Source organism: Streptomyces sp. NPDC088747 (assembly GCF_044751025.1).
In the GTDB taxonomy this organism is placed as follows: domain Bacteria; phylum Actinomycetota; class Actinomycetes; order Streptomycetales; family Streptomycetaceae; genus Streptomyces.
Map to the genome: position 1 here is coordinate 77471 of NZ_JBIVKZ010000004.1, position 24882 is coordinate 102352.

General features: G+C 70.5%; 14 protein-coding genes, 1 tRNA gene and 2 pseudogenes. 10 read left to right on the forward strand and 7 right to left on the reverse strand.

The annotated features are described in order from the left end of the window. Positions 1 to 3: 3 nt before the first annotated feature. The 3 genes from paaC to paaE are packed head-to-tail and all read left to right on the forward strand — an operon-like array spanning position 4 to position 2455. Positions 4 to 834, forward strand: a complete 831-nt coding sequence (gene paaC, locus ACIP79_RS11675; protein ID WP_401222203.1) for a 1,2-phenylacetyl-CoA epoxidase subunit PaaC — start codon at positions 4 to 6, stop codon at positions 832 to 834. Continuing rightward, a complete protein-coding gene (paaD, locus tag ACIP79_RS11680; RefSeq protein ID WP_401222205.1) occupies positions 828 to 1343 on the forward strand; it encodes a 1,2-phenylacetyl-CoA epoxidase subunit PaaD in 516 nt (171 codons plus the stop codon). The genes paaC and paaD overlap by 7 nt, the downstream gene beginning before the upstream one ends. 11 nt (positions 1344 to 1354) lie before the next feature. Continuing rightward, complete coding sequence (paaE, locus tag ACIP79_RS11685) at positions 1355 to 2455, forward strand: 1,2-phenylacetyl-CoA epoxidase subunit PaaE (protein WP_401222717.1); 1101 nt, start codon at positions 1355 to 1357, stop codon at positions 2453 to 2455. Positions 2456 to 2489: 34 nt separating this feature from the next. Here the strand turns inward: paaE and ACIP79_RS11690 are convergent, their stop codons facing one another. Further along, complete coding sequence (locus ACIP79_RS11690; RefSeq protein ID WP_401222207.1) at positions 2490 to 4385, reverse strand: protein kinase; 1896 nt, start codon at positions 4383 to 4385, stop codon at positions 2490 to 2492. A gap of 600 nt (positions 4386 to 4985) precedes the next feature. Here ACIP79_RS11690 and ACIP79_RS11695 point away from each other — a divergent pair. Together ACIP79_RS11695 and ACIP79_RS11700 are read left to right on the forward strand one after the other, a co-directional pair. Continuing rightward, complete coding sequence (locus ACIP79_RS11695) at positions 4986 to 7199, forward strand: MMPL family transporter (protein ID WP_401222209.1); 2214 nt, start codon at positions 4986 to 4988, stop codon at positions 7197 to 7199. Between the two features lie 266 nt (positions 7200 to 7465). Further along, complete coding sequence (locus ACIP79_RS11700; RefSeq protein ID WP_401222211.1) at positions 7466 to 11761, forward strand: discoidin domain-containing protein; 4296 nt, start codon at positions 7466 to 7468, stop codon at positions 11759 to 11761. A 109-nt stretch (positions 11762 to 11870) separates the two neighbouring features. On the opposite strand, the gene ACIP79_RS11705 is transcribed toward ACIP79_RS11700, so the two are convergent. After that, positions 11871 to 13874, reverse strand: a complete 2004-nt coding sequence (locus ACIP79_RS11705; protein WP_401222213.1) for a sigma-70 family RNA polymerase sigma factor — start codon at positions 13872 to 13874, stop codon at positions 11871 to 11873. 579 nt (positions 13875 to 14453) lie between these two features. Here ACIP79_RS11705 and ACIP79_RS11710 point away from each other — a divergent pair. The 5 genes from ACIP79_RS11710 (at position 14454) to ACIP79_RS11730 (ending at position 18708) form a co-directional block, all read left to right on the forward strand. Beyond that, positions 14454 to 15104 (forward strand): thaumatin family protein, encoded by a 651-nt coding sequence (locus ACIP79_RS11710; RefSeq protein WP_401222215.1) that lies wholly within the window; start codon positions 14454 to 14456, stop codon positions 15102 to 15104. A 284-nt stretch (positions 15105 to 15388) separates the two neighbouring features. Beyond that, the gene (locus ACIP79_RS11715; RefSeq protein WP_401222217.1) at positions 15389 to 16252 is read left to right on the forward strand and encodes an intradiol ring-cleavage dioxygenase; all 864 of its coding nucleotides are present in this window, start codon (positions 15389 to 15391) and stop codon (positions 16250 to 16252) included. Continuing rightward, complete coding sequence (locus ACIP79_RS11720) at positions 16249 to 17346, forward strand: maleylacetate reductase (RefSeq protein WP_401222219.1); 1098 nt, start codon at positions 16249 to 16251, stop codon at positions 17344 to 17346. The genes ACIP79_RS11715 and ACIP79_RS11720 overlap by 4 nt, the downstream gene beginning before the upstream one ends. Before the next feature lie 354 nt (positions 17347 to 17700). Further along, positions 17701 to 18468, forward strand: coding sequence for an NPP1 family protein (locus ACIP79_RS11725; RefSeq protein WP_383685184.1), 768 nt, complete (start codon positions 17701 to 17703; stop codon positions 18466 to 18468). 166 nt (positions 18469 to 18634) lie between these two features. Further along, positions 18635 to 18708, forward strand: a tRNA-Pro gene (locus tag ACIP79_RS11730). Between the two features lie 102 nt (positions 18709 to 18810). On the opposite strand, the pseudogene ACIP79_RS11735 reads toward ACIP79_RS11730, so the two are convergent. The 5 genes and pseudogenes from ACIP79_RS11735 to ACIP79_RS11755 all read right to left on the reverse strand — a co-directional run. Further along, positions 18811 to 19307: pseudogene (locus ACIP79_RS11735) on the reverse strand (tyrosine-type recombinase/integrase); the annotation flags it as partial. 427 nt (positions 19308 to 19734) lie between these two features. Further along, complete coding sequence (locus ACIP79_RS11740) at positions 19735 to 20988, reverse strand: APC family permease (RefSeq protein WP_401222719.1); 1254 nt, start codon at positions 20986 to 20988, stop codon at positions 19735 to 19737. 306 nt (positions 20989 to 21294) lie between these two features. After that, positions 21295 to 23775: a catalase gene (locus ACIP79_RS11745; RefSeq protein WP_401222221.1), complete on the reverse strand. Its 2481-nt coding sequence runs from the start codon at positions 23773 to 23775 to the stop codon at positions 21295 to 21297. 68 nt (positions 23776 to 23843) lie between these two features. Next, positions 23844 to 24100: pseudogene (locus ACIP79_RS11750) on the reverse strand (iron-containing redox enzyme family protein); the annotation flags it as partial. An 80-nt stretch (positions 24101 to 24180) separates the two neighbouring features. Next, a complete protein-coding gene (locus tag ACIP79_RS11755; RefSeq protein ID WP_401222223.1) occupies positions 24181 to 24867 on the reverse strand; it encodes a HemK2/MTQ2 family protein methyltransferase in 687 nt (228 codons plus the stop codon). Positions 24868 to 24882 lie beyond the last annotated feature (15 nt).

Genomic DNA, 24882 nt, shown 5'->3' on the forward strand with positions numbered 1-24882 from the left:
GGGATGAGCGACGACCACGTGTACATGACCCTGGCCGAGGGGCACGACGACGGTGACGCCCGCTGGGCGTTCGGCACCGGCTTCGAGGACCCGCTGCACGGGGTGGACACCGCCGTGCCCGAGGGCGTCGACGCCGCCGAACTGGCCGCCTGCTGCACGGCGCTCGGCGACGACGCCCTGGTCCTGGCCCAGCGGCTCGCCGAATGGGTCACCCGGTCCCCCGAGCTGGAGGAGGAGGTGGCGCTCGCGAACATCGGGCTCGACCTGCTGGGCCAGGCGCGGCTGCTGTACGCCCGCTGCGGCCAGGTGGACGGCACCGGCCGCACGGAGGACGCCTACGCCTACTTCCGCGACGCCGCCGACTTCCGCAACGTGCGGCTGGCCGAGCTGCCCAACGGCGACTTCGCGGTCTCCGTCGCCCGGCTGCTCGTACTCTCCAGCTGGCGGCTCGCCCACTTCGCCGAACTGGCCTCCTCGCCCGACCCCGTCCTCGCGGCCATCGCCGCCAAGGGCGTGAAGGAACTGACCTACCACCGGCAGTACGCCGCCGAGTGGACCGTACGGCTGGGGGACGGCACGGAGGAGTCCCACACCCGCATGCGGACGGCCCTGGAGGCGCTGGCTCCCTACTGGGACGAGTTGTTCGCCGCGCACGACGTACGGAACGCGGTGCTGTCGGATCTCCGGCAGGTCCTCGACGCCGCGGGACTCGCCATGCCGCGGACCGAGCCGCTGCCCGGCGACGGCCGGCTCGGCGGGCACACCGAGCACCTCGCCCCGCTGCTCGCCGAGCTCCAGAGCGTCGCCCGCGCCCACCCGGAGGCGACATGGTGACCGTGCTGACCGACGTCAGGCGCGCCCGGCACATCGCCGAACAGGTGCCCGACCCCGAGCTGCCCATGCTCACCCTGGCGGACCTCGGTGTGCTGCGCGGGGTCGAGATCGCGGCCGACGGCACGGTCGTCGCCCGCCTCACCCCGACCTATTCGGGGTGCCCGGCCATGGCCGAGATGCGTGCGGGGGTCGCCGCACGGCTGCGGGCGGCCGGCTTCGACCGTGTCGACATCCGTACGGTCCTCGACCCCCCGTGGACGACCGACTGGATCACTCCGGCGGGGCGCCGCAAGCTCGCGGAACACGGCATCGCGCCGCCCATGGCCGCACCGGTGCTGCCCCCGGGGCCCGTGCCGCTGAACCTGTCGCCCATCCGGCGCACCGTCCCCTGTCCGCGCTGCGCGTCGGTCGACACCGAGGAGACCTCCCGCTTCGCGGCCACCTCCTGCAAGGCGTTGTGGCGGTGCCGCAGCTGCCGCGAGCCGTTCGAGTACGTCAAGGAGATCTGATGGCAGAGCTGATGGCACCGACCGCCGGTGCCCCCGCGACGACAGCACGCCGGCGCCGCCCAGCCTTCCATCCGCTGCGCGTCGCCTCGGTGCGGCGTCTGTGCGAGGACGCCGTCGCCGTCGGTTTCGAGATCCCCGGCGACCTGGCGGAGGAGTTCGCCTTCGGCCCCGGGCAGTCCCTCACCCTGCGCCGTGACATCGACGGACGGGACGAGCGGCGCTCCTACTCGATCTGCTCACCGGCGGGATCACCACCCCGTATCGGGGTCCGGGAGGTGGCCGGCGGACTGTTCTCCTCATGGCTGGTCCACGAGGTGAGAGCCGGCGACACCATCGAGGTCATGGCCCCCACCGGAGCCTTCACCCCCGACCTCACCGTCCCCGGCCACCATGTGCTGGTCGCGGCCGGCTCGGGGATCACCCCCATGATGTCCATCGCCGAGTCCGTACTGGCGTCGGACGACCGCTCCAGGGTCACGCTCTTCTACGGCAACCGCCGCACCGACACCGTGATGTTCGCCGACGACCTGGCCGACCTGAAGGACGAGTACCGCACCCGCTTTCAGGTCGCGCACGTCCTCTCCCGCGAGCCCCGCGAGGCCGAACTCCTCTCCGGCCGGCTCGACGGCGACCGCCTCGCCGCCCTCATCGAGGGACTGGTCGACGTGCCGGGCGCCGACCACTGGTGGCTGTGCGGCCCGCACGGCATGGTCCGCGCTGCCCAGGAGGTCCTCGCCGGGCTCAAGGTGCCCCTCGACCGCGTCCACCGCGAACTCTTCTTCGCCGACGAACCGATCGAGTACGCCCGCCACGAGGAGACCGCGCCGAAGGGGCCCGCCAGCCGCGTCACCATCACCCTCGACGGCCGCTCCACCACCGGGCGCCTGCCACGCGGGAGCACGCTCCTCGACGCCGCAGCGCGTGTCCGCCCGGACCTCCCCTTCGCGTGCAAGGGAGGGGTCTGCGGTACCTGCCGCGCCCGGATCACGGACGGAGAGGTGGACATGCGCCGCAACTACGCCCTGGAACCCGCCGAGGTGGACGCCGGCTACGTGCTGACCTGCCAGTCGTTTCCCGTGTCCGAGACGCTGACGGTCGACTACGACAGCTGACCGCGCTGCCCCACCCCTCACGGGCGGGCGGGTGTCAGGACCACTTCCACACCTGGTTGACGCTGCCCGCGCATCCCCAGGCCTGGACCCGCTGGCCGTCCTGACCGGAGGTGGCGGCCTCGGCGTCCAGGCAGAAGCCCTTCGGAAGGCTGACCAGGGTGCTGCCGGACGAGCCGGAGCTGCCGAGCCGCCACTTCTGGGCGCTCAGACCGTCGCAGTTCCTGGCCTGGACCTGGGTGGCCTGTCCGGTGGTGCCGGCGTCCAGGCAGCGGTGATCGCCCTGGTTGACCACGATGTACTGGGAGTTCTGCCCCGCCACCCGGTAGAGGGCCCATCGCTGAGTGGCGGTGCCCTTGCACGCCCAGACCTCCGCCCCGGCGGAGGTGACGTCGAGACATCTCGCGACCTTCCTGGCGCCGACGCTCAGGGTCACGGTGACCTTCCCGAGCCGGACCGGGCCGCGGGGCTCGCCGTAGAGCAGCGTCTTGGTCCGAGCCCCCACCTTCCCGTCGACGGTCGTCCCGGCCGCGGTCTGGAAGACCCTCACCGCGGCGAGAGTCCGCGCGTCGAACCGCCCGTCGGCCGTGACGCGCAGGCCATGGCCGGTGAGGAGGAGTTGCAGGGCGCGCACGCAGTCGCCTTCGGCGCCGGACGTGATCTCGGCGGGGCACGCGTCGGACCGTATGTCCAGTGCGCCGGCGTCCCGGGTGGGCACCGGAGCCGACGACCTCTCGGCCGCCTGGTCGGCGGGCGACGGCTTGGAGTCAGGTGTCGGGGCTGAGCCGGAGGGTGACGAGGCCGGCGTTCCGATGACGGCCGGGGACGTCCCGGGGTCGATGTCGGCCGCTGCCCGGACGTCGCCTTCACTGTCCGGCAGCAGTGCCAGGGTGACGCCTCCGGCGATGACGGCCGCCGCCACGGCCACGGCGCTCATGGCGAGTAACCCGCCGCGCCTCCTGGCGGGAGAGGCGACAGGGCCGCCGGACGTGCCGGGGACGGCGGGTGGCGCCTGCGCGATGGCGGCGGCCTCCGCGGGGGCGGTCGCGGACTTCCGGGTGGAGCGGGACGGGCTGTCGGCCGACCCGGAAAGCTGCTGCCCGATCGCGGTCCTGAACACGGTCTCCGGTAAGGGACGCTGTTCGGGATCCTTGTCCAGACAGGTCCGGATGAACGCGGCCAGCTCCGCGTCGACCGACATCACCTTGTTGAGGGCTTCCTCACGGGGCGGTTCGAAGGCCACCCGGTGCAGTACGTCGACGCCCGTGCCGTCACCGAACGGCGCCTGTCCCGCCACGGCGAAGGTCAGGGTGGAGGCCAGCGAGAAGACGTCCGAGGCGGCGGTCACTCCCGTGCCTCTGACCTGCTCCGGTGACATGTAGGCGGGGGTTCCCACGTTCTGGCCCGTGACGGTGATGGTGGTGGCGTCCGCGGCCTGGACGACGCCGAAGTCGATGACGCGGGCGCCGTCGGCCCCCAGGATCACGTTCGACGGCTTGAGGTCGCGGTGCACGAGCCCCTCGCGCCAGATGGCCTCGATCGCCCGTCCCACGTCGGCCAGCAGCCGCCAGGCCGCCGCCGAGTCGATCGGACCGCGTGCGCTGACGAGCTCCGCGAGGGTGGGCCCGGGTATGTACTCGGTGGCGACCCAGACCAGGTCCTCGTCGCAGCCGCTGCCCATCAGCCGCACGATGTGGGCTCCCTTGACCCGGTTCAGCGCGCCGATCTCACGCTCGAAGCGCTTGCGGAACAGCGGGTCCTCGGCGTACTCGGGCCGGATCACCTTGACCGCCGCGAGGCCCGACCTGCCGGAGGTCTTCCGGCCCAGATAGACCCGGCCCATGCCGCCGCTGCCGAGCACCGACTCCAGCCGGTAGGGGCCCGCCTGTGTCGGATCCTTCTTCCGGAGCGGGATCACGGGCGGCGGGTCCATACCCACTGCCCCATAGGCCATCGTCTCGGACCGGCTGCGGTGGGGGACTGGCATGGGGATCCTGGTCTCTAGCGTGGCGCGTGTAACGGCGAGACTAGCGCAGCACACCTGTTCTACCGGCGAGTTGGTCGGGATGTTCCGCAAGGGGTTTCTGCGGAGCGGAAGTTGTGCCTGTGTCTGGCCAACAGCCCTGCGCACGGCGGTAGTTGGTCCGGACCATCCGCCCCGGCGGCGCCGGTCGGCACCCGGCCGGAGGCCGCCGGAGGGGCTGGCTCCGGGGTGCCGCCGCGGCTCGGTGACCGGGCGACCTGGTGACCGCGTGGCCGGGCCAGCGGGAAACCGCGTGGCCGGGTGGCGGAGGAACCGGGTGACCGCGTGACCAGGTGGCGGAGGGACCAGGTGATCGCGGAGCGGGAGACCGCGGTGGTGTCCCGGTGTTCCCCCGGATGGCCTCCCCTCCTCGCGGCGGCCCGACCGCGAGCCGACAGTGGCAGAGAGCGCGGAACCGGGCTCTCCGCCCACCAGCGGGGCTCTCCGCGCGCGTCGGCCGAGCCCTTCGCCGAGCGGGCAGGGGCCTGGCCCCTACGTCCGGGAGCACGCGTGTCCGTCTACCTGTACCGGCTGGCCCGCTGGGCGTTCCGGCGCCGCCGGCTCGTCCTCGCCCTGTGGATCCTGGCAGCCGGCACCGCGATCACCCTCTCGGTCGTCGGCGGAGGCAAGACCGACAACACCTTCACGGTGCCCGGCACGGAGTCGCAGCGAGCCACCAACCTGCTCAAGGAGAAGCTGCCGGCGCTGAGCGGTGGCCAGACGCAGATCGTGTTCGCGACCCACGGGGACACCAAGGTCACCGACCCCTCGTACAAGGCGGGCGTCGAGGCCTCGATCGAGCGGCTGAAGAAGGTCCCCCAGGTGGGCCTGGTCACCGACCCCTTCGCCGCGAAGTCGGTCTCCGAGAACGGCGATGTCGCCCTCGGGTCGGTGCAGTACGCCGCGCAGCCGACGGACGTGAAGGAATCGACCCTGGACGCGGTCGAGGCCGCCGTGGTCCCCGCGCGGAACGCGGGCGTGGACGTCGAGTACTCCGGCAGTGTCTACCCGGGCTGGAACGAGGCGATCTCGGAACTGCCCGAACTCATCGGCCTGATCGTCGCCTTCGTGATCCTGACGATCACCTTCGGCGCCCTCGTGGCCGCCGGGCTGCCGATCCTCACCGCCATCATCGGGATCGTCGTCACCCTGATGAGCGTCTCCGCGCTGGCGTCCGTCATGACCATCGCCTCGACCTCGACGACTGTCGCCACGATGCTCGGACTGTCCTGCGGTATCGACTACGGGCTGTTCATCCTGGCCCGGCACCGCAACAACCTGCTCACCGGCATGAGCATCGAGGACTCGGTCGCCCTGGCCGCCGGCACGTCGGGCAGTTCGGTGGTCTTCGCCGCGCTCACCGTGATGATCGCGCTGTGCGGACTCGCCGTGGTCGGCATCCCGTTCCTGACCGTGATGGGCTTCGCCGCAGCCGGAGCCGTACTGGTCGCCCTGCTCATCGCCCTGACGCTGATGCCCGCCATGCTGGGCTTCGCCGGGAACAAGGTGGCGAGGTTCATCAGCACCCCGCTGCGCCCGGGCCACCACGAGAGCGTCGCCCAGATCGCGGCGAACGAGCCGGATCGCACCTTCGGGGCCCGCTGGGCACGGTTCGTCGTACGCGGACGGGTGCCGCTGCTGATCGGCGGGACCGCGTTCCTCGTCCTGCTCGCGCTGCCCGCCACCCAGATGGACCTGGGCCTGCCCGGCGGATCCTCGAAGCCGAAGAGCGACACCGCGCGCAAGGCGTACGACCTGACCACGGCCAACTTCGGCGCCGGCTTCAACGGCCCGCTCCTGGTGGTCGCCGACGGTGTGCCCGACGCAGCCGCGGCGGCCCCGATCACCGGGAGGCTGGCCAAGATCCCCGGCGTCGTGTCCGCCGCGCCGATGGCCGCGAACAACGGCGTCGCCGTCATCAGGGTGACCCCGAGCACCGGCCCGAACGACGACGCCACCACCGACCTGGTGAAGCGCATCCGCGACGACCGGACCTCGATCGCGGGTGACACCGGCGCCACGCTCCTGGTCGGCGGCACCACCGCCTCCAACATCGACGTGTCGGAGAAACTCTCCTCGGCGCTGCCGGTGTTCCTGATCGTCGTGGTCGGACTGGCGTTCCTGCTGCTGACGCTGGCGTTCCGCACGATCCTGGTGCCGATCAAGTCCATCATCGGGTTCCTGCTGTCGGTGGCCGCGGCCTTCGGCGCGCAGGTCGCGATGTTCCAATGGGGCTGGGGACAGCACCTGTTCGGCATCACGCCCAGCCAGACGATCAGCTTCCTGCCACTCCTGATGCTCGCGATCATCTTCGGACTCTCCAGCGACTACGAGGTGTTCGTCGTCTCGCGCATCAAGGAGGACTTCACCAGGAACGGTGAGGCGGTCAGGGCCGTGCGACGCGGTACGGGGCTGTCCGCGCGCGTCGTGACCGCCGCCGCGCTGATCATGTTCAGCATCTTCGTGGCCTTCATGTTCACCGACGATCCGACCGTCAAGGCCATCGGGTTCAGCTTCGCCGTCGGCGTGCTGCTCGACGCGTTCGTGGTCCGCCTCACCCTGGTGCCCGCCGTGATGGCGATCGTCGGCGCGAAGATCTGGTACCACCCGAAGTGGTTCGCGACCTACATCCCCGACCTCGACATCGAGGGCGACCGCCTCCAGCACGAGTTCGAGAGGACCCGCCTCGGCGGACCCCCCGACGAGCGGCCGGCCGGGGTCTAGCACCTCCCTCCACCGAACTCGACGGCACCACCGCCCACCGAACTCGGCCCCACCGCCCAACGCCGGCACCCAGCCGCGGCAGACCTCGTCCGCCGCGGCTCTGCTGTGCCCTTCTCAACTTCGGCGAGCAACTATCTCTGCACAGACTGTGGACTCAGCAACATCACCATGCAAATCTGCAATAACTAAGCGCAAAAACTCGATTCTCGCTCTGTTGTGAGTCTTCCGCGTCGCAGGTGCCGACACCGCTCAAGGGCAGGGGAACCATGACCAGACATCGCTGGAGAGGCCGACTGCTGGCCGCTCTGCTGACCACCGCGCTCGCCCTGATAGGGCTTCCGGCGCTGACCACGGCCGCGACGGCGGCCGGCGGACCCAACCTCGCCGCGGGCAGGGCCGCCGCCGCGAGCAGCTCGAACTCCGGGCTCGGGGCGGCCAACGTCACGGACGGCAACGCCGCCACCTACTGGGAGAGTTCGGGATCGGCCTTCCCCCAGTGGGCGCAGACCGACCTCGGCTCCACGGTCCGCGTGGACGAGGTGGTGCTCAAGCTCCCGGGCTCCTGGGAGAGCCGCAACCAGACCCTCTCCGTGCAGGGCAGCGGCGACGGCACCAGCTTCGACACCATCAAGTCCTCGGCGTCGTACGCCTTCACGCCGGGCGCGGGCAACACGGTGACCATCTCGTTCCCGGCCACCCAGACCCGCTTCGTGCGCGTCAACATCACCGCGAACACCGGCTGGGCCGCCGCCCAGCTCTCCGAGCTGGAGGTGCACGGCGCGACCGACTCCTCCGGAAACCTGGCCGCGGGCAAGCAGTTCACCGCGAGCAGCCACACCCAGACCTACGCCGCCGCCAACGCCGGTGACGGCAACCGGGCCAGCTACTGGGAGAGCTCCAACGACGCCCTCCCGCAGTGGGTCCAGGTCGACCTGGGCTCGTCCGTACGGGTCGACCGGGTGATCCTGCGGCTGCCGGTCAACTGGGGCGCGCGGACGCAGACCCTCAAGCTCCAGGGCAGCGCGACCGGTTCGGCCTTCAGCGACCTCTCCGCCTCGCAGGCGTACGCCTTCAACGCGGCGAACGACCAGACGCAGACCCTGAGCTTCAACGCCACCACCACGCGCTACGTCAGGGTCCTCGTCACCGCCAACACCGGCCAACAAGCAGGACAGCTCGCCGAGTTGGAGGTGTACGGGCCGACCACGGGTGACACACAGGCACCCACCGCGCCCAGCCAGCTCGCCTACACCCAGCCCGTCACCGGGCAGATCAGGCTGAACTGGAGCGCCGCCACCGACAACGTCGGCGTCACCGGCTACGACATCTACGCCAACGGCGAGCTGCGCACCTCGGTTGCCGGCACCGCCACCACGTACACCGACACCCAGCCCGCCTCGGCGACCGTCGCCTACTACGTGCGGGCCAAGGACGCGGCCGGCAACCAGTCGGCCAACAGCAACACCGTGACCCGCACCGGTGAGTCGGGCGACACGCAGGCCCCGGCCGCACCCGCCAACCTGGCCTTCACCGAGGCCACCAGCGGCCAGGTCAAGCTCACCTGGCAGGCGTCCACCGACAACGTCGGCGTCACCGGCTACGACGTCTACGCCAACGGCACTCTGCGCCAGAGTGTCGCCGGCACCGTCACGACGTACACGGACACCCAGCCCACGTCGGCGACGGTGACCTACCACGTGCGGGCCAAGGACGCGGCCGGCAACCAGTCCGCCAACAGCAACACCGTCACCCGCAACGGCTCCACCACCGACGACGCGAACCTCGCCGTCGGCAAGGCGATCACGGCGTCGTCCTCCGTCTTCACCTTCGTGGCGGAGAACGCCAACGACGACAGAACCAGCACGTACTGGGAGGGCGGGCCGGGCGCGTACCCGAACAGCCTCACCGTGAAGCTCGGCGCGAACGCCGACGTCAACACCGTTGTCCTCAAGCTGAGTCCGGACGCCGCCTGGGGCAGCCGTACCCAGCGGATCCAGGTACTGGGCCGGGCCCAGAACGCCACCGCGTTCACCAGCCTGGTCGCCGCGAAGGACTACACGTTCGACCCGGCGAGCGGCAACACCGTGCGGATCCCCCTCACGGGCCGGGTCGCGGACGTCCAACTGGCGGTCACCGCCAACTCGGGTGCGCCCGCCGGACAGGTCGCCGAGTTCCAGGTACTGGGCACCCCGGCCCCGAACCCGGACCTCCAGATCACCGGCATCACCTCGGCACCGGCCAGCCCCGTCGAGTCCGACGCGGTGAAGCTGACGGCGACGGTGCGCAACGCGGGCACGGAGGCGTCGGGTGCCACCGACGTCCAGTTCCTGCTGGGCAGCACCAAGGTGGGCACGGCCGCGGTGGGCGCGCTCGCCGCAGGCGCCTCGGCGACGGTCACCGCCGACATCGGCGCGCGCGAGGCCGGTACCTACCAGGTCGGCGCGACCGCCGACCCGGACAACAAGGTCATCGAGCAGAACGAGGCCAACAACTCCCACACCAGCCCCACCGCGCTGGTCGTCAGGCCGGTCTCCAGCTCCGACCTGGTGGCCTCGCCCGTCAGCTGGTCGCCGAGTTCGCCCGCCGAGGGCGACACGGTCACCTTCTCCGTCGCCCTGAAGAACCAGGGCACCGTGGCCACCGCGACCGGGAGCCACGGCATCACGCTCGCCGTGCTCGACTCCACCGGCGCGACGGTCAAGACCCTCACCGGCGCGCACAGCGGCGCGATCGCGGCGGGCGCCACCGCCGCCCCGGTGAACCTCGGCACCTGGACCGCGGGCAAGGGCAAGTTCACCGTGCGGACGGTGATCGCCCCCGACGCCAACGAGTTGGAGGTCAAGCGCGCCAACAACACCAGCAACCAGTCACTGTTCGTCGGCCGCGGCGCCAACCTGCCGTTCGACAACTACGAGGCCGAGGACGGCACCGTCGGCGGCGGCGCCCAGACCGTCGGCCCCAACCGCACCGTCGGCGACATCGCGGGCGAGGCCTCCGGCCGCAAGGCCGTCACGCTCAACAACACCGGCAACTACGTGGAATGGACCGCCAAGGCCAGCACCAACACCCTGGTGACCCGCTTCTCCCTGCCCGACTCGGCCGGTGGCGGCGGCACCAGCTCCACCCTGAACGTCTACGTCGACGGCACGTTCCTCAAGGCCATCGACCTGACGTCCAAGTACGCCTGGCTGTACGGGGCGGAGGCCGGTCCCGGCAACTCACCGAGTGCGGGAGCGCCCCGGCACGTCTACGACGAGGCGAACCTGATGCTCGGCCGGACCGTCCAGGCCGGCAGCAAGATCCGGCTCCAGAAGGACGCCGCGAACACCTCCACGTACGCGATCGACTTCGTGAGCCTGGAGCAGGTGTCGCCGATCGCCAACCCGGACCCGGCGACGTACACCGTGCCGACCGGCTTCTCCCACCAGGACGTGCAGAACGCGCTCGACAAGGTGCGCATGGACACCACGGGCAAGCTTGTCGGCGTCTATCTGCCGGCCGGTGACTACGAGACGTCCAGCAAGTTCCAGGTGTACGGCAAGGCCGTCAAGGTCGTCGGCGCCGGGCCCTGGTTCACGCGCTTCCGCGCACCGTCCTCGCAGGAGAACACCGACATCGGCTTCCGGGCCGAGAACACCGCCAAGGGGTCGTCGTTCGCGAACTTCGCGTACTTCGGCAACTACACGTCCCGCATCGACGGTCCGGGCAAGGTGTTCGACTTCTCCAACGTCTCCGACATCACCATCGACAACATCTGGAACGAACACATGGTGTGCCTCTACTGGGGAGCCAACACCGACAGCGTCATCATCAAGAACTCGCGGATCCGTGACATGTTCGCCGACGGCGTCAACATGACCAACGGCAGCACGGACAACCACATCGTCAACAACGAGGCGCGGGCCACCGGCGACGACAGCTTCGCGCTGTTCTCCGCGATCGACGCGGGCGGGGCCGACGAGAAGAACAACCTCTTCGAGAACCTCACGACGATCCTGACGTGGCGCGCGGCGGGCATCGCCGTCTACGGCGGCTACGACAACACCTTCCGCAACATCCACATCGCCGACACTCTCGTCTACTCCGGCATCACGGTCAGTTCACTGGACTTCGGCTACCCGATGAACGGCTTCGGCACCTCGCCGACGACCCTGGAGAACATCTCGATCGTCCGCTCGGGCGGCCACTTCTGGGGAGGGCAGACCTTCCCGGGCATCTGGCTGTTCTCCGCGTCGAAGGTCTTCCAGGGAATCCGCGTCAACGACGTCGACATCGTCGATCCGACGTACAGCGGCATCATGTTCCAGACCAACTACGTGGGAGGACAACCCCAGTTCCCGATCAAGGACACCATCCTCACGGACGTGACGATCTCCGGCGCGCGCAAGAGCGGCGACGCCTACGACGCCAAGTCCGGGTTCGGCCTGTGGGCCAACGAGATGCCGGAGGCCGGCCAGGGGCCCGCCGTCGGTGAAGTCACCTTCCACAACCTGAAGTTGAACGACAACGCGGTGGACGTACGGAACACGACGTCCACGTTCAGGATCAACCTGCTGCCGTAGCGCACCCTGTGCGCCGAGGTACGGCACGGTCGGGTGGCGGGGCTCAACAGCCCCGCCACCCGGCCTGTTCGGGGAGCGCGGAGCACTCTCACTCGGTCGTCCCCTCGGGTCAGCGCGCCGCCTGGAACGCCCGGCCGGCTTCCGTGGTCGTCGTGCCGTTCGTGAAGAGGCCACTGTTCGGCTTCGACGGGTCGGAGCCGAGCCCGAACCAGGCGTAACGCTGAAGGTAGGGAAGGGAGTCGAGCGCCTTCGTCGACGCCGTGACGAACGCGGCCTGCTCGGCGGGGGAGGGGAAGCGGGTGCCGTTGGAGAAGTCGATCAAGGCGTACTCGGTGAGCCAGATCGGCTTGTCGTAACGCTGGTGGACGGCCTCGATGTAGGACGTCAACTGCTGCACGGCCTGCGGCGTGCGGAAGTCCCCGCCGTACCAGTGGAGGGTGATGAAGTCCACGCGGTAGCCCTTGTCGGCGGCGCCGGACATGAAACGGTCCAGCCAGCCCCCGCTGACGTCCGCTCCCGTCGCCACCGCCGGGCTGCCCAGGATCTTCCCGGCCTCCATGAGCCGCGGCCACAGTCCAAGTGCCTGCTCGACCGACATGTTCGACTGTTCGGCGAAGTCGGGTTCGTTGAACCCGAGGAGGTAAGGGCCCTGCGCCCGCGCCTCGGCGAGGGCGGCGTCAGTGACGGAGGACGCTCCCCAGATCATGGGGACGAAGGTCGCCGACCCGGGTGTCGTCACCCCCGAATGCTGGGTCGCCCAGGTGTAGTACCAGCTCGCCCCGGACGCGGCGAGCGCCTGGCTCACTCCGTCGAAGGACCACACGCCCACGCCCTTCTTGGCGGAGGAGGCGATCTCCACCGGGGCCGCGGCCACGGCGGTCCGAGTCGGCTTGGGAGTCGGTTTCGCCTTGGGCGTCGGGGACTTGGTGGGGAAGGCGGACATGGCCACCGAGGGGGAGGGGCTCGGGGACGGGGTGAGTGCCGGCGCGGAACTGACCGCGGGCAGCGCCCTGTTCGAGGCCGGGGCCGTGGAATCCGGTGTCAGACGGGCCCCCACCAGTACGGACACCGCCAGCAGAGCCACCGCCGCACCGCCGAGGACCGGCTTGGGGACGGTACGCGCCGATCCCGTACGACCGCTCCGGCGCCCCGGCCGCCGGTGACCGCCGCGACGGGCACGCGCGGAACCTTCCGCATGCCCGTGAGCGGAATCTTCCGCATGCCCGTGATCCGACGGGCCGTTGGGATCGTGGGGACTACCGGGATCGCTTGGGCCGAGGTCGGGAGACGCGGTCCCGTCCCCGGTGACGGCGGCGAGCAGACGGGCCGGATCGAGGCTGGGCGGAACCACCAGCAGGGGCAGGCCGTGCAGCAGCCGTTCCATGGGGAGCAGTCCCTGTTCCACGCCGGTGCAGACCGGGCAGTCGCGGATGTGACGCGCGAACCGCTTGCGCCACAACGGGCCAGGAACGCTGTCCCAGGTCGAGGCGGTCGCCTCCAGTTCGGTGCACCGCGGCACGGCTGCCAGGCCGCGGACCACCAGACGTGAGGTCTCTATCTGGGTCTTCATGCGCCCGAGCCGCACGGCCGCGTGACCGGTCGACACCCCGAGCGCGGACGCCAGTTCGGTGTGCTCCAGCTCGCCGGTCTCCTTCAGCCACCACAGGGACAGGAGTTCCTGGTCGTCCGGGTCGAGCCAGCGGGTGGCCTCGGCGATCTCACGGCGCTGCTCGGTCAGCCCGAGTCGCAGGATGGTCAGCCCGGCGAAGTCCAGGGCCGGGTCGGCTATCGTCTCGGCGTCCTCCAGCCGCGTACTGCGGTCACGGGCCGTCGCCCTGCCGTGTTCACGGGTCCGGACCTGCCTGATCGTGATGGCCACCAGCCAGGACCGGAACGCGGACGGATCCCGCAGTTCCGGCAGTCCTCGCACCATGCGCAACAGCGTCTCCTGTACGACGTCGTCGACGTCGGCGTGACCGTTCAGGGCCCGGCCGACGATGTTGTAGACCAGCGGCAGGCATTGAGCCACCAGATGATCCAGGGCCTGTCGGTCGCCGGCGCGTGCCGCCGTCACCGTCCCGGTGTCCGGTTCACTCCGGCGGATCTTCGGCATGTGGGTCCATTCCTCTGCGTGTGGGTGCAGCTGTGGCAGGCTCCCCGGCCCGTGCTCCGGCCCGTGCGGACGCCCCCTATGAACGGAGACCGGCCGAGGCGGGCGCCGCCAACACAATTCTCGGCAGGAGATTTCGAGATTTGTGTTGGCGGGCTGTCGCCGGCGCGGTCACCGATACGTGCGAACGCACCCGAGGAGCACGAGGAAGGCACAAGAATGGCACGAGGACGCAGTCGACATGCCGCGGGATCCCGGCGAGCCCGGTGGTGGTACGCCGGGGCGGCGGCCCTCGCCACGGCCGTGACGCTCCTGATCGCGTACAGCGTGTGGTCACCGTCAGGGACGAACGGCACCCCCACGGCGGACCGGAACGCCGCCGCCGCGCCGCCCACGGCCACCGCGTCCCCGTCGCGCACCCCGAGTGCCTCGGCCTCTCCGTCGGCGTCACCCCGCCGCAGCGCCTCTCCCTCCGCCCGGCCGAGCGCGTCCGCACGGACCGGAGGCGGCAGGACGGCGGCACCGGGCGGCACAGCCACGAGTACGCCCTCAACGGCGCCGGCCGGGAAACGCCTGATCACCATGGTCAACCGCACCGACAAGACGGTCTGGGCGGTCGCCACCGACACCCCGGCCTATCCCGAGGGCCGCCGGCTGGAGCCCGGCCGGAGCACGTCGGTGACCGTGGCCGACGACTGGGGCGGACGCGTCTGGGGAAGGACGGGCTGCGCCTCCACGGCGGCCGGACCCTGCGCCACCGGTGACTGCACCAGCGTCTGCGACGGCCCCAACCCGCCCACCACACTGGGTGAGTTCTCCCTCGACGCGTACGCCGGCATGGACTTCTACGACGTGAGCATGGTCGACGGCTCGAACCTGCCCATGTACATCAACATCTCCCACACCACGACCACCGACCCGGTCAGCCCCGACGGCTGCTACCGGGGCGTCTGCACGACCGAGGTCGACTGTCCCCGCCAGATGCAGGCGGTCTCGGACGGCCAGCTCGTGGGCTGCAAACCGCCGTGCGCGGCGTTCGGCGGCCCCACGTACTGCTGCCTCGAGGAGTGGGCCGGCCGCGAGAACTGCGTCCCCGCCAAGTGGCCCGTCGACTACACCCAGGTCTTCAAGAAGGCCGCCCCGTACGCCTATTCGTACGCCTTCGACGACAGCGCGACGATGCCGTGCAAGGGCGCCTGCTACTACCGGGTCACCTTCGGCGTCACCGGGTAGGCCGGGCGCCGAGGCGGACGACCGGCGGATCACCCGGTTGGAGGAGTCTGACGACGGAAGGGGCGGGCACCTGGGACAGCACGCTGCCGTGTGCCGTTGCTTCCAGGCGGATCTGCGCCGGCGACAGAAGGTGGGTGCCGTGGTCAACCCCCGAGACGATCACGGCACGCACCAGCTGACCCGCGGCCGTCGGCGGCATCGCGGCGGATCCCCGGACATGCCTGAGGGTTCGGAGGGCCTGGCCGGCAGTACCGTCGGACTTCCTGACGGGACCAGGGAGTGCGATGACGACCGAACACACGACCGATCTCACCGGGGAGGTCGTCGACAGTCTTGAGCGGACCGCCGACCCCCGGCTGCGCGAACTGCTGACCGCGCTCACCCGCCACCTCCACGACTTCGTCCGCGAGACGGAGCCCACGATGGAGGAGTGGGAGCGGGCCATCGGCTTCCTGACCGCGACCGGGCAGATGTGTACGGACACCCGGCAGGAGTTCATCCTCCTGTCGGACGTGCTCGGCGTCTCGATGCTCGTGGAGACCATCAACGGCCACCGCGAGCCGGGTGCGACCGAGTCGACCGTCCTGGGCCCCTTCCACATGACCGAGTCACCGGTCCGCGCGCTCGGCGCGAACATCGACCTGATGGGCGCGGGCGAGCCCTGCGTGGTCAGCGGCCGGGTGCTGGCACCGGACGGCACCCCGCTGCCCGGCGCGGTCCTGGACGTCTGGCAGGCCGACCCCGAGGGCTTCTACGACGTCCAGCGGCCGGACGTCCAGCCCGCGGGGAACGGACGCGGTCTCTTCACGGCGGACGCGGACGGCCACTTCTGGTTCCGCAGCTGCGTACCGAGCCCGTACCCGATCCCGACGGACGGCCCGGTCGGCGAGCTCCTGAAAGCCACCGACCGCCATCCCTACCGGCCCGCCCACATCCACTTCATCGCCTCGGCCGACGGCCACGCCCCCGTCACCACGCACATCTTCGTCGCGGGCAGCCGATACCTCGACTCCGACGCGGTGTTCGCCGTCAAGGAGAGCCTGGTCCAGGACTTCGCCAAGACCGACGACCCCTCTCTGGCAAGGGAGTTCGGCGTTCCGAACCCCTTCCGGTACGCACGCTTCGACCTCGTGCTGGAGCCCGTATGACCACCTCGCTCGACTTCTCCTACGAGAGCAGTCCCGGGCGGGTCGTCTTCCGGCCCGGCGCCGCGCTGTCCGCGACACCGGACGAGGTCGCCGGACTCGGGCTGCACAGGGTCCTGGTGGTCTGCGGGAGCAGGGGTTCGGAGGTGGCGCGGGCGGTCGCCGACGCGCTCGGCGACTCCTGCGCGGGGCTGCACGCCGAGGCCCGTATGCACGTGCCGGTCGAGGTCGCCGACCGGGCCGTCGAGGTGGCGCGGACCGTCGGCGCCGACGGCTGCGTCGCGGTCGGCGGCGGTTCCGCGATCGGCCTCGGCAAGGCGATCGCGCTGCGCACCGGACTGCCGCTGGTCGCCGTGCCCTCCACCTACTCCGGTTCCGAGATGACCCCCGTCTGGGGCCTCACCGAGGACGGCGCCAAGCGCACCGGCCGCGACCCCGTCGTCCAGCCCCGAAGCGTCGTCTACGACCCCGAACTCACCCTCGGACTCCCCGTGCCGCTCTCCGTCACCAGCGGCGTCAACGCGCTGGCGCACGCGGCCGAGGCCCTGTACGCGCCGGACGCCTCGCCGCTCGTCTCCCTCATGGCCGAGGAGGGCGTACGGGCGATGGCCGGGGCTCTCCCGCGGGTGGCCGCCGCTCCCGGCGACCTCGACGCGCGTGGCCGTGCCCTCTACGGGGCCTGGCTCTGCGGATCCTGCCTGGGCGCCACGACGATGGGCCTGCACCACAAGCTGTGCCATGTGCTCGGCGGCACCTTCGGCCTGCCGCACGCCGAGACGCACACGGTGATCCTCCCGTACGCCCTCGCGTACAACGCCTCCGCCGTCCCCGAGGCGATGGCCGCCCTGTCCCGCGCCCTGGGCACCGAGGACGTCCCCCGTGCCCTCCGCGACCTGGCCGGCGGACTCGGCGCTCCCCGTTCCCTCGCCGAACTCGGCCTGAGGCAAGCCGACTTGGCGCTCGCCGCCACGCAGGCCACGGCCACGGCGTACCCCAATCCGCGCGAGGTCACCGTGAGCGGCGTACTCGGCCTGTTGACGGCGGCGTACGAGGGCCGGGAACCGCGGAGCGACGCCGGCCGAGGGAGCGCCGACTAGGGGAGCCCTGGCTACGGGGGCACCGGCCACGGGGGCGATGCCCGCTGGCGGAGCGACGCCGTTGGGCGTGCGGCCTTCGGGCGTCATCCGCACTCCCTCAGGGCTGCCGGCGTTTTCACGGGCAGCCCTTGCGCGCCCTCCTGCCGGGTGGCGGTCCGGGCCCTCCCGCAAACGGCCGACGAGCTCAAGTCACCGCCGCTCGGAGCGGATTGGTCGACACGGATTGGTCGACCCTTCATCGCTCTGACACCTCCTGCCTCTGGAGTTTTCGACCTTGAACCGGAAAGCTGTCCCGGGCATGTCAATACGGCCGCCCCGAACCGCCCCCACACCGCGGTCGACCAGGAGGACGCAGTGAAGAGAAACTCGCGCATCGGCAAGGTCTCCCTCATCTTCGGCAGCGCCGTCGCGCTCGTCGTCGCCTTTCCGGGCATCGCCCTCGCCGCCCCGCCGACGGCCCTGCCGGCCAACGCGAACGGCCTTGAGCAGACGTTCCAGCCCGCCTTCGACTACGACACGGACGGCTGCTACCCGACTCCCGCCATCGGTTCGGACGGGACCCTCAACGCCGGTCTGAACCCGTCCGGCGCGCTCAACGGCTCGTGCCGCGACGCGTCGGACCTGACCAACACCAACGGGTACTCGCGGGAGAAGTGCAACAACGGCTGGTGCGCGATCATGTACGCCCTCTACTTCGAGAAGGACCAGGCCGTGGCCGGCAGCGGTCTCGGCGGCCACCGTCACGACTGGGAGCACGTGGTGGTGTGGGTCCAGGACAACACCGCCAAGTACGTATCCACCTCCGCCCACGGTGACTTCAACACGTACAGCAGCAGCCAGATCCGCTGGGACGGCACGCACCCGAAGGTCGTTTACCACAAGGACGGGATCAGCACCCACTGCTTCCGCCCGGCGAACTCCAACGACGAGCCGCCCGAGAACCACCAGCACGTCTGGCAGTTCCCCCGGCTGGTCGGCTGGGGCGGCTACCCGGCGGGCGTGCGCGACAAGCTGACCGCCGCCAACTTCGGCAGCGCCACCCTCGGTATCAAGGACGGCAACTTCAACTACCACCTGGAGCAGGCGGAGCCCGCCGGCATCCCGTTCGACTCCAACGCCTGACGAACACCGCCGGGGGGTCGGCCGTTCCCGCGGCCCCCCGTCCCGCGGTGCGGCCGTCCCTGCGTACGGCCGTCCCCGGGGCGGTGACCGCCCGTGCAAGTCCGACCACTCACGTGCGGTAGGGTTCACCTGCGTGAACACGGGGGTCACCCCGGGTGAAGCGCATCGGGACGTGGCGCAGCTTGGTAGCGCACTTGACTGGGGGTCAAGGGGTCGCAGGTTCAAATCCTGTCGTCCCGACTGGAGACAGTCGCAAGTGAGGGCCGGTTTCGGAGGTATCCGAAACCGGCCCTTGGTCATTCTTGGGGACCAGTTGGGGACCGGCGCCCTTGACCGGGTTGAGCGGGTCACGGCGATCGGGCTCGGCAGCGAGCGTGGTGCGCGCAGCACGCTGAGGTGCGCTGACAGGGCCGCTCCGGCGGCCGTGATCTTGTGTACGTCGGGGTGCAGGTAGCGCTGGGTGTGGTCAGGGAGCCGTGACCGGCGATCTTGCGGAGGACGTGAACCTGGACTCCGGCGTCGGCGAACCAGGTCAGTCCGGTGTGCCGTAGGTCGTGACGGCGCAGGTGCTCGTAGCCGAGTTTGGTGACCACGTCGTCCCAGTGCGTGGCGTCGCGCAGGACGGCGGTGGAGATGCGTCCGCCGCGCGGGCCGGTGAACAGGCGGGCGTCAGGATTGGGGCCGGCGGCCAGGATGCGCTGAGCGACGAGGGGGCGGATCTCCTCGACGATGGGGACCTAGCGGGCCCGCCTGCCCTTGGTGCCCTTGTCGGTCAGCCCGCCGGGCGCGGGTGTGGTCTGCCGCCGCACGGTCCAGATCCACTGGGTGGTGTCGATTGTTTCACCGCCGTGTCCATTGACGCAGCCGGAAGTCCCAGGAGGGTCCCACAGGACTCTTGCCGTCGACGGCCGGTCTTTCGCTGCTACGCAGGATGAGTGAGGGCTGGGAAGCGACAGGACCGGGAACCTGAGTGCCGGGAAAATGACGCTGGGCCTATGAGCCCATTCCCTGCTGGACCGAGGCCCGTTGACCGTCAGCTGGAGCAGTGGGAAGCCGGCGCGGCCCTCCAGGTTTCCGTGCACGATGTGGACGGCGACTGACCGGGCACCGAGCGGCAAAGCCGCGTTCACGGCGCGGCCTTCGGCGTGGTGATTCGGGCCGCCCCCTCGGACTTCCATCGCCGTCATCGGTGTTCTCGCCTCTGCGCTACGGGTACTTGTGCGTGGGCGCCCGCGACAGCTTCTCGGACGCCCTCCGAGCCATCGTTCAGCCAGTGCGACGCAGGCGCACTGCCGCGACAGCGCCCAGTGCGGCGCCGGCAGCCAGGACGATGAGCCCCCGGACCCAGACGTCCCGTTCGATCTGCGTCGCGAGCAGCACGCAGGAGGCGGCTCCCAGAACCGGGACGGCGGTCGGCGCCCGGAAATGGTCGCGCGAGACGGTGTCGCGGCGCAGGACGAGGAGCGAGGTGTTGACGAGGAAGAACACGACGAGGAGGAGCAGGACCAGAGTGGAGGCGAGGGTGTCCACATCGCCGGTCATCGCGAGGAGGAGAGAGAGCGCCGTCGTCGCGGCGATCGCCGCCCAGGGCGTGCGTCGGCCGGGCAGCACCTTCGTCAGAAAGGAGGGCAGGAGGCCGTCCTGTGCCATGCCGTAGGCCAGGCGTGAGGACATGATGCCGGTGAGCAGGGCGCCGTTCGCGACGGCCACCAGGGCGATCGCGCTGAACAGTTCTGGGGGGACACCGCCGGCCACCCGGACGACTTCGAGCAACGGCCCGCTCGATGCGGCCAGCTTTCCGGTCGGTACGGCTGCCGCCGCGGCGGCGCCGACCAGGGCGTACACCGCACCCGCGGTGATCAGAGCGCCGAAGAGCGCTCGGGGGTACGAGCGGCGAGGGTCCCGGGTCTCCTCGGCCACGTTGACGGACGTCTCGAAACCGACGAAGGAGTAGTAGGCGAGCACTGCCCCACTGAACAGAGCCGCCGCAGGGCCCTCGTTCGCAGTGCCCAGATCCGTCAGCCTCCCCAGGTTCCCGTCGCCGCGCAGCACGATCCAACAGCCCAGCACGATCACGAGCAGCAGCCCGCCGACCTCGATGACTGTGGCGACCACGTTGGCCCGCGTCGACTCGCTGATGCCGCGCGCGTTCAGCAGCGCCAGCGCGACCAGAAACACGATCAGTACGAGCACGATGGGAAGGGTGACGAACTCGGCCAGATAGTCCCCGCCGAACCCCCGGGCCAGGGCGGCCACCGAGACGATGCCGGCGGCCAGCATGCAGAATCCGGTCAGGAACCCGGTGAACGGTCCGAACGCCAGGGTCGCGTAGTGGGACGAACCGCCCGCACGTGGATACTTGGTGACCAGCTCGGCGTAGGAGGCGGCAGTCAGCAGTGCCAGACACAGGGCTGCTACGAGCGGGGCCCACACCGCACCGCCGGCGTCGGCCGCCACCTGCCCGACCAGGACGTACACGCCGGCCCCCAGGACGTCTCCGAGGATGAAGAAGTAGAGCAGCGGCGTGGTCAGCGCCTTCTTGAGCGACGTCGAGGGCTGGGCCGTCTCTGACTGGTCGGGGGGAGTTTTCACACGGTCCCGTATACCCGCCCAGGTGCTCGGCAGGCGGCTCGTCCCTCGGATGCCTGAGGCCGTGCCACGTAGCCGATCTGGACGATGGCGAATGGTGGCCGCAGTGCACGTTCGTCTGGCTGGCGCGGGCCGGGGCGGCCGACCTGAAGGTCTCTCCACGGGGGTCTCGCTCATCGCGGAGGGGCCGGGCGGCGGCAGTGGGAGCCCGGCCCCTCCCCGCGTGCGAAAGGGTGGTCAGACCTCCGTCGGGAACCGCTCCCAGACTCGGTGCGCGCCCATCAGAGTGGTCAACTCACCCAGGACGCGGGCACCGGTGTCGCCGCTGACGACACCCGGCGCATCCGCCGCGATGCCCGCCGCGGCCAGGACTGTCTCCGCACCGGCCCAGCCGCCGATCGCCTTGCCGTGGCGGAAGGCTTCCGACACCAGCAGCCGGACCCGCGGATCGGTGGCGGCGGTCTTCTTCCGGGCGGCGGGTTTGCGGCCCTTGCCCGCCTTCGCGTCCCTGGCCGCGAACGCGTCCGCGCCCGAGCCGAGCGGGCCCGTCAGGAGCAGGGCGTCGTACTCGACCGAGCGGGCCGTGGCGTAGGTGCGCTGCACGGTGAGCGGGTCGCCGGAGGCGTCCAGCTTGCCGCCGGACGGGGCGATGACGAGCGGCACCATTCCGGCCTCGAGGATGGCCTGACGCACACCCCGCACCTCGTCGGCGTCAGAGCCGGCGTCGGCGATGATGCCGATGATCCGGCCGTCCAGTGGCCACGTGTGGCCCAGCTGGGAGAGGGCGGGGCTGGGTGTCGGGTTCGCCAGTTTCACCGTGGGGGCCGGTACGGGCAGGCCGAGGCCGGCCGCGACCTGCTCGCTCAGCGAGGGGTCGATGTTCGCGAGCACCTGGAGCGCCCGTTCCTTGATCGCCTGCTCGTAGCATTTGCCCAGTTCGAACGTGTAGGCGGCGATGATGTGTTCGCGCTCGATGTCGCTCATGCTCAGCCAGAACAGCCGAGGCTGGCTGAAGTGGTCGTCGAAGGAGGCGGGAGCCTCGCGGACCTTGCGGCCCTCCGGGACCGTCACCGGCCGCTCGACGTAGGCCCCCATGTCTTCCCCGGCCAGGAACGGGCAGCCGCCGTCGAGGGAATTGGGCTTGTACGGGGCGGTCCCGCGGTGCACGGCCGTCTGGTGCATGCCGTCGCGCAGCATGTCGTTGACGGGGGAGTGCGGGCGGTTGATCGGCAGCTGGCCGAAGTTGGGGCCGCCGAGCCGAGTGATCTGGGTGTCGAGGTAGGAGAACAGGCGACCGGCGAGCAGCGGGTCGTCGGTGACGTCGATACCGGGCACAAGGTGGCCGACGTGGAAGGCGACCTGTTCGGTCTCGGCGAAGTAGTTGCTGGGGTTGGCGTTGAGCGTGAGCAACCCGATCGGTTGCACCGGGGCCAGCTCCTCGGGCACGATCTTCGTCGGGTCGAGCAGATCGATGCCCTCAAACGTCTGGTCGGCGGTGTCGGGGAAGACCTGGACCCCCAGTTCCCACTGGGGGTAGGCGCCGGCCTCGATCGCGTCGGCCAGGTCGCGGCGGTGGAAGTCCGGGTCCACGCCGTTGGTGATCTGCGCTTCCTCCCAGACAAGGGAGTGCACACCCAGTTTCGGCTTCCAGTGGAACTTCACCATCGAGGTCGCATCGTCGGTGTTGACCAGACGGAAGGTGTGGACGCCGAAGCCCTCCATCATGCGGTACGACCGCGGGATGCCACGGTCCGACATGTTCCACAGCGTGTGGTGGGTGGCTTCGGTGTGGAGGGTGACGAAGTCCCAGAACGTGTCGTGGGCGCTCTGCGCCTGCGGGATCTCCCGGTCCGGATGCGGCTTGCCGGCGTGGATCACGTCGGGGAACTTGATCGCGTCCTGGATGAAGAAGACCGGGATGTTGTTGCCGACCAGGTCGAAGGTGCCCTCTGCGGTGTAGAACTTGGTGGCGAAACCGCGGGTGTCGCGGACCGTGTCGGAGGATCCACGGGAGCCGAGAACGGTGGAGAAGCGGACGAACACGGGAGTCTCGACGCCCTCGCCCAGGAAGGCCGCCTTGGTGACCGCGGAGGCGGTCCCGTAGCCCTTGAAGACGCCGTGGGCGGCGGCGCCGCGGGCGTGGACGACGCGCTCGGGGATGCGTTCGTGGTCGAAGTGGGTGATCTTCTCCCGCAGGTGATGGTCCTGGAGGAGGACCGGGCCACGCGGGCCGGCCTTGAGGGAGTGGTCCGTGTCGTACAGCCGGGCGCCCTGTGCGGTGGTCAGGTAGGACTCGCCCTGTGCCATGTGCGAAAGGTCCCCGGCGGTGGCCTGACCGGTCGGGCTTACGGTGGCCGGGCCGGTCTGGTCGGGCTTGGGCGGCAACGGGGGGCGCGGGGTGGTGGGCTCGGCGACCGGTGGGGTCTCGGCGCCGGGCTTGCCCGGGACACCGTCGGCGGGGCCTGTGCCTGGGGTCAGGGCGTCGACGGCCTTCTTGGCCACGGCCTTCAGGGGAGCCTTCTTGCGCCCCTGCTCAGACTTCGCCGCCGCTGCAGACTTCTTCGCGGCCGGCTTCTTGGCCGTCTGCTCAGCGGCTGTCGGCTTGTCCGCCGCCGACGCGGTCTTCTTGGCCGTCTTCTTACCCGAGCGTTTGCCCGCGGTCGCCGCAGACGAGGCGGTTTTCTTCGACAGCTTCTTGGCAGGCTTCCTGTCCGGCATGCGCTCTCCAACCGTGGGGTGCGGGACGTGCAGTTGAGGGGTGGGGATGTTCTGGGAACGGCGTTGCCGATCGGTTCACGCAGGGCCGTACGCCCGTCGCGCCAGGCGGCGAGAAGGCGCTCACCGAGCCGACCTTCCAGAAAGCCGGTTGACCGGATACCGAACGATGTCGGGTGCGCGCGGGCTCGTCCTCCAGGAGACCGCCGATCACGTCCCGTCGCGCGACCTGCTCATGGACGGCGTCCGCTACTACGTGCTCTTCGTAGAGTCGCAGTGCGGACGGCCCGGCGCCTGCCTTGTGCAGCGCCCGGGTGAGGCGGCGGGCCGAGTTCGCTACGCCTGACTGGGGCAGACGTCAGTTGGTCGGCGGCGGGCGACCGTGAGCCGGCGTGGGCGGTCAGTCGGTCAGCGCTTCTCTGCACGGATGATCACCAGTTCTTCCTTGTCCTCGCCGGGCCCGAGCATCCCGCACTGGCGCAACCAGGGGAGCCGCTCCCGCATGACGGGGCCGAGCGGAACATACGTACGGTTGCTGACCTCGGCCCGCAGCCCGGCCTCCCTCAGAATCCGTACGCTCGCTTCGGGTCCGCTGACCGCGGAGTGCACCAGCAGCAGCGTCCCGCCCCGACGCAGGGCCAGGGGCGAGGCTTCGCAGATCCGGTCCAGGAGGACGCGGCCGTCGGGACCGGCGTCCCACGCGCGGGCGGATCCACGGCTCGGCAGCACCGCGGGCGGGGTCGGGACGTAGGGCGGGTTGCTGACTATCAGGTCGAAGGTGCGCCCTGGCAGGGCACCGAGGAGGTCGCCGCGGTGGACGGCGACCCGCTGCCGGGCGAGCAGGGCGTTGAGACGGACCGTGAAGACCGCACGGCGGGAGATGTCGACGGCGGTCGCACGCGCCCCCAGCCGGGCGGCATGGGCGGCCAGCACCCCGCTGCCCGAGCAGAGATCGAGAACGTCCAGCCCGGCCACGTTCTCGCGGCGTATGGCCTCGGCCAGGAAGTAGCTGTCGGCCTGCGGTGCGTAGACCCCCGGGAGCCGCAGAACTCTGCCAAAACCCGGTCGTCGGCGGGGGGCATCGACGGTGGTCACAGGGCCTCCATGCTG

What these genes read in the sequence shown, in the direction of transcription:
- paaC (WP_401222203.1), top strand. Translation starts at nt 4, where the DNA reads ATGAGCGACGACCACGTGTACATGACCCTGGCCGAGGGGCACGACGAC.
- paaD (WP_401222205.1), top strand. Translation starts at nt 828, where the DNA reads ATGGTGACCGTGCTGACCGACGTCAGGCGCGCCCGGCACATCGCCGAA.
- paaE (WP_401222717.1), top strand. Translation starts at nt 1,355, where the DNA reads ATGGCACCGACCGCCGGTGCCCCCGCGACGACAGCACGCCGGCGCCGC.
- ACIP79_RS11690 (WP_401222207.1), bottom strand. Translation starts at nt 4,385, where the DNA reads ATGGACCCGCCGCCCGTGATCCCGCTCCGGAAGAAGGATCCGACACAG.
- ACIP79_RS11700 (WP_401222211.1), top strand. Translation starts at nt 7,466, where the DNA reads ATGACCAGACATCGCTGGAGAGGCCGACTGCTGGCCGCTCTGCTGACC.
- ACIP79_RS11705 (WP_401222213.1), bottom strand. Translation starts at nt 13,874, where the DNA reads ATGCCGAAGATCCGCCGGAGTGAACCGGACACCGGGACGGTGACGGCG.
- ACIP79_RS11710 (WP_401222215.1), top strand. Translation starts at nt 14,454, where the DNA reads ATGGTCAACCGCACCGACAAGACGGTCTGGGCGGTCGCCACCGACACC.
- ACIP79_RS11715 (WP_401222217.1), top strand. Translation starts at nt 15,389, where the DNA reads ATGACGACCGAACACACGACCGATCTCACCGGGGAGGTCGTCGACAGT.
- ACIP79_RS11720 (WP_401222219.1), top strand. Translation starts at nt 16,249, where the DNA reads ATGACCACCTCGCTCGACTTCTCCTACGAGAGCAGTCCCGGGCGGGTC.
- ACIP79_RS11745 (WP_401222221.1), bottom strand. Translation starts at nt 23,775, where the DNA reads ATGCCGGACAGGAAGCCTGCCAAGAAGCTGTCGAAGAAAACCGCCTCG.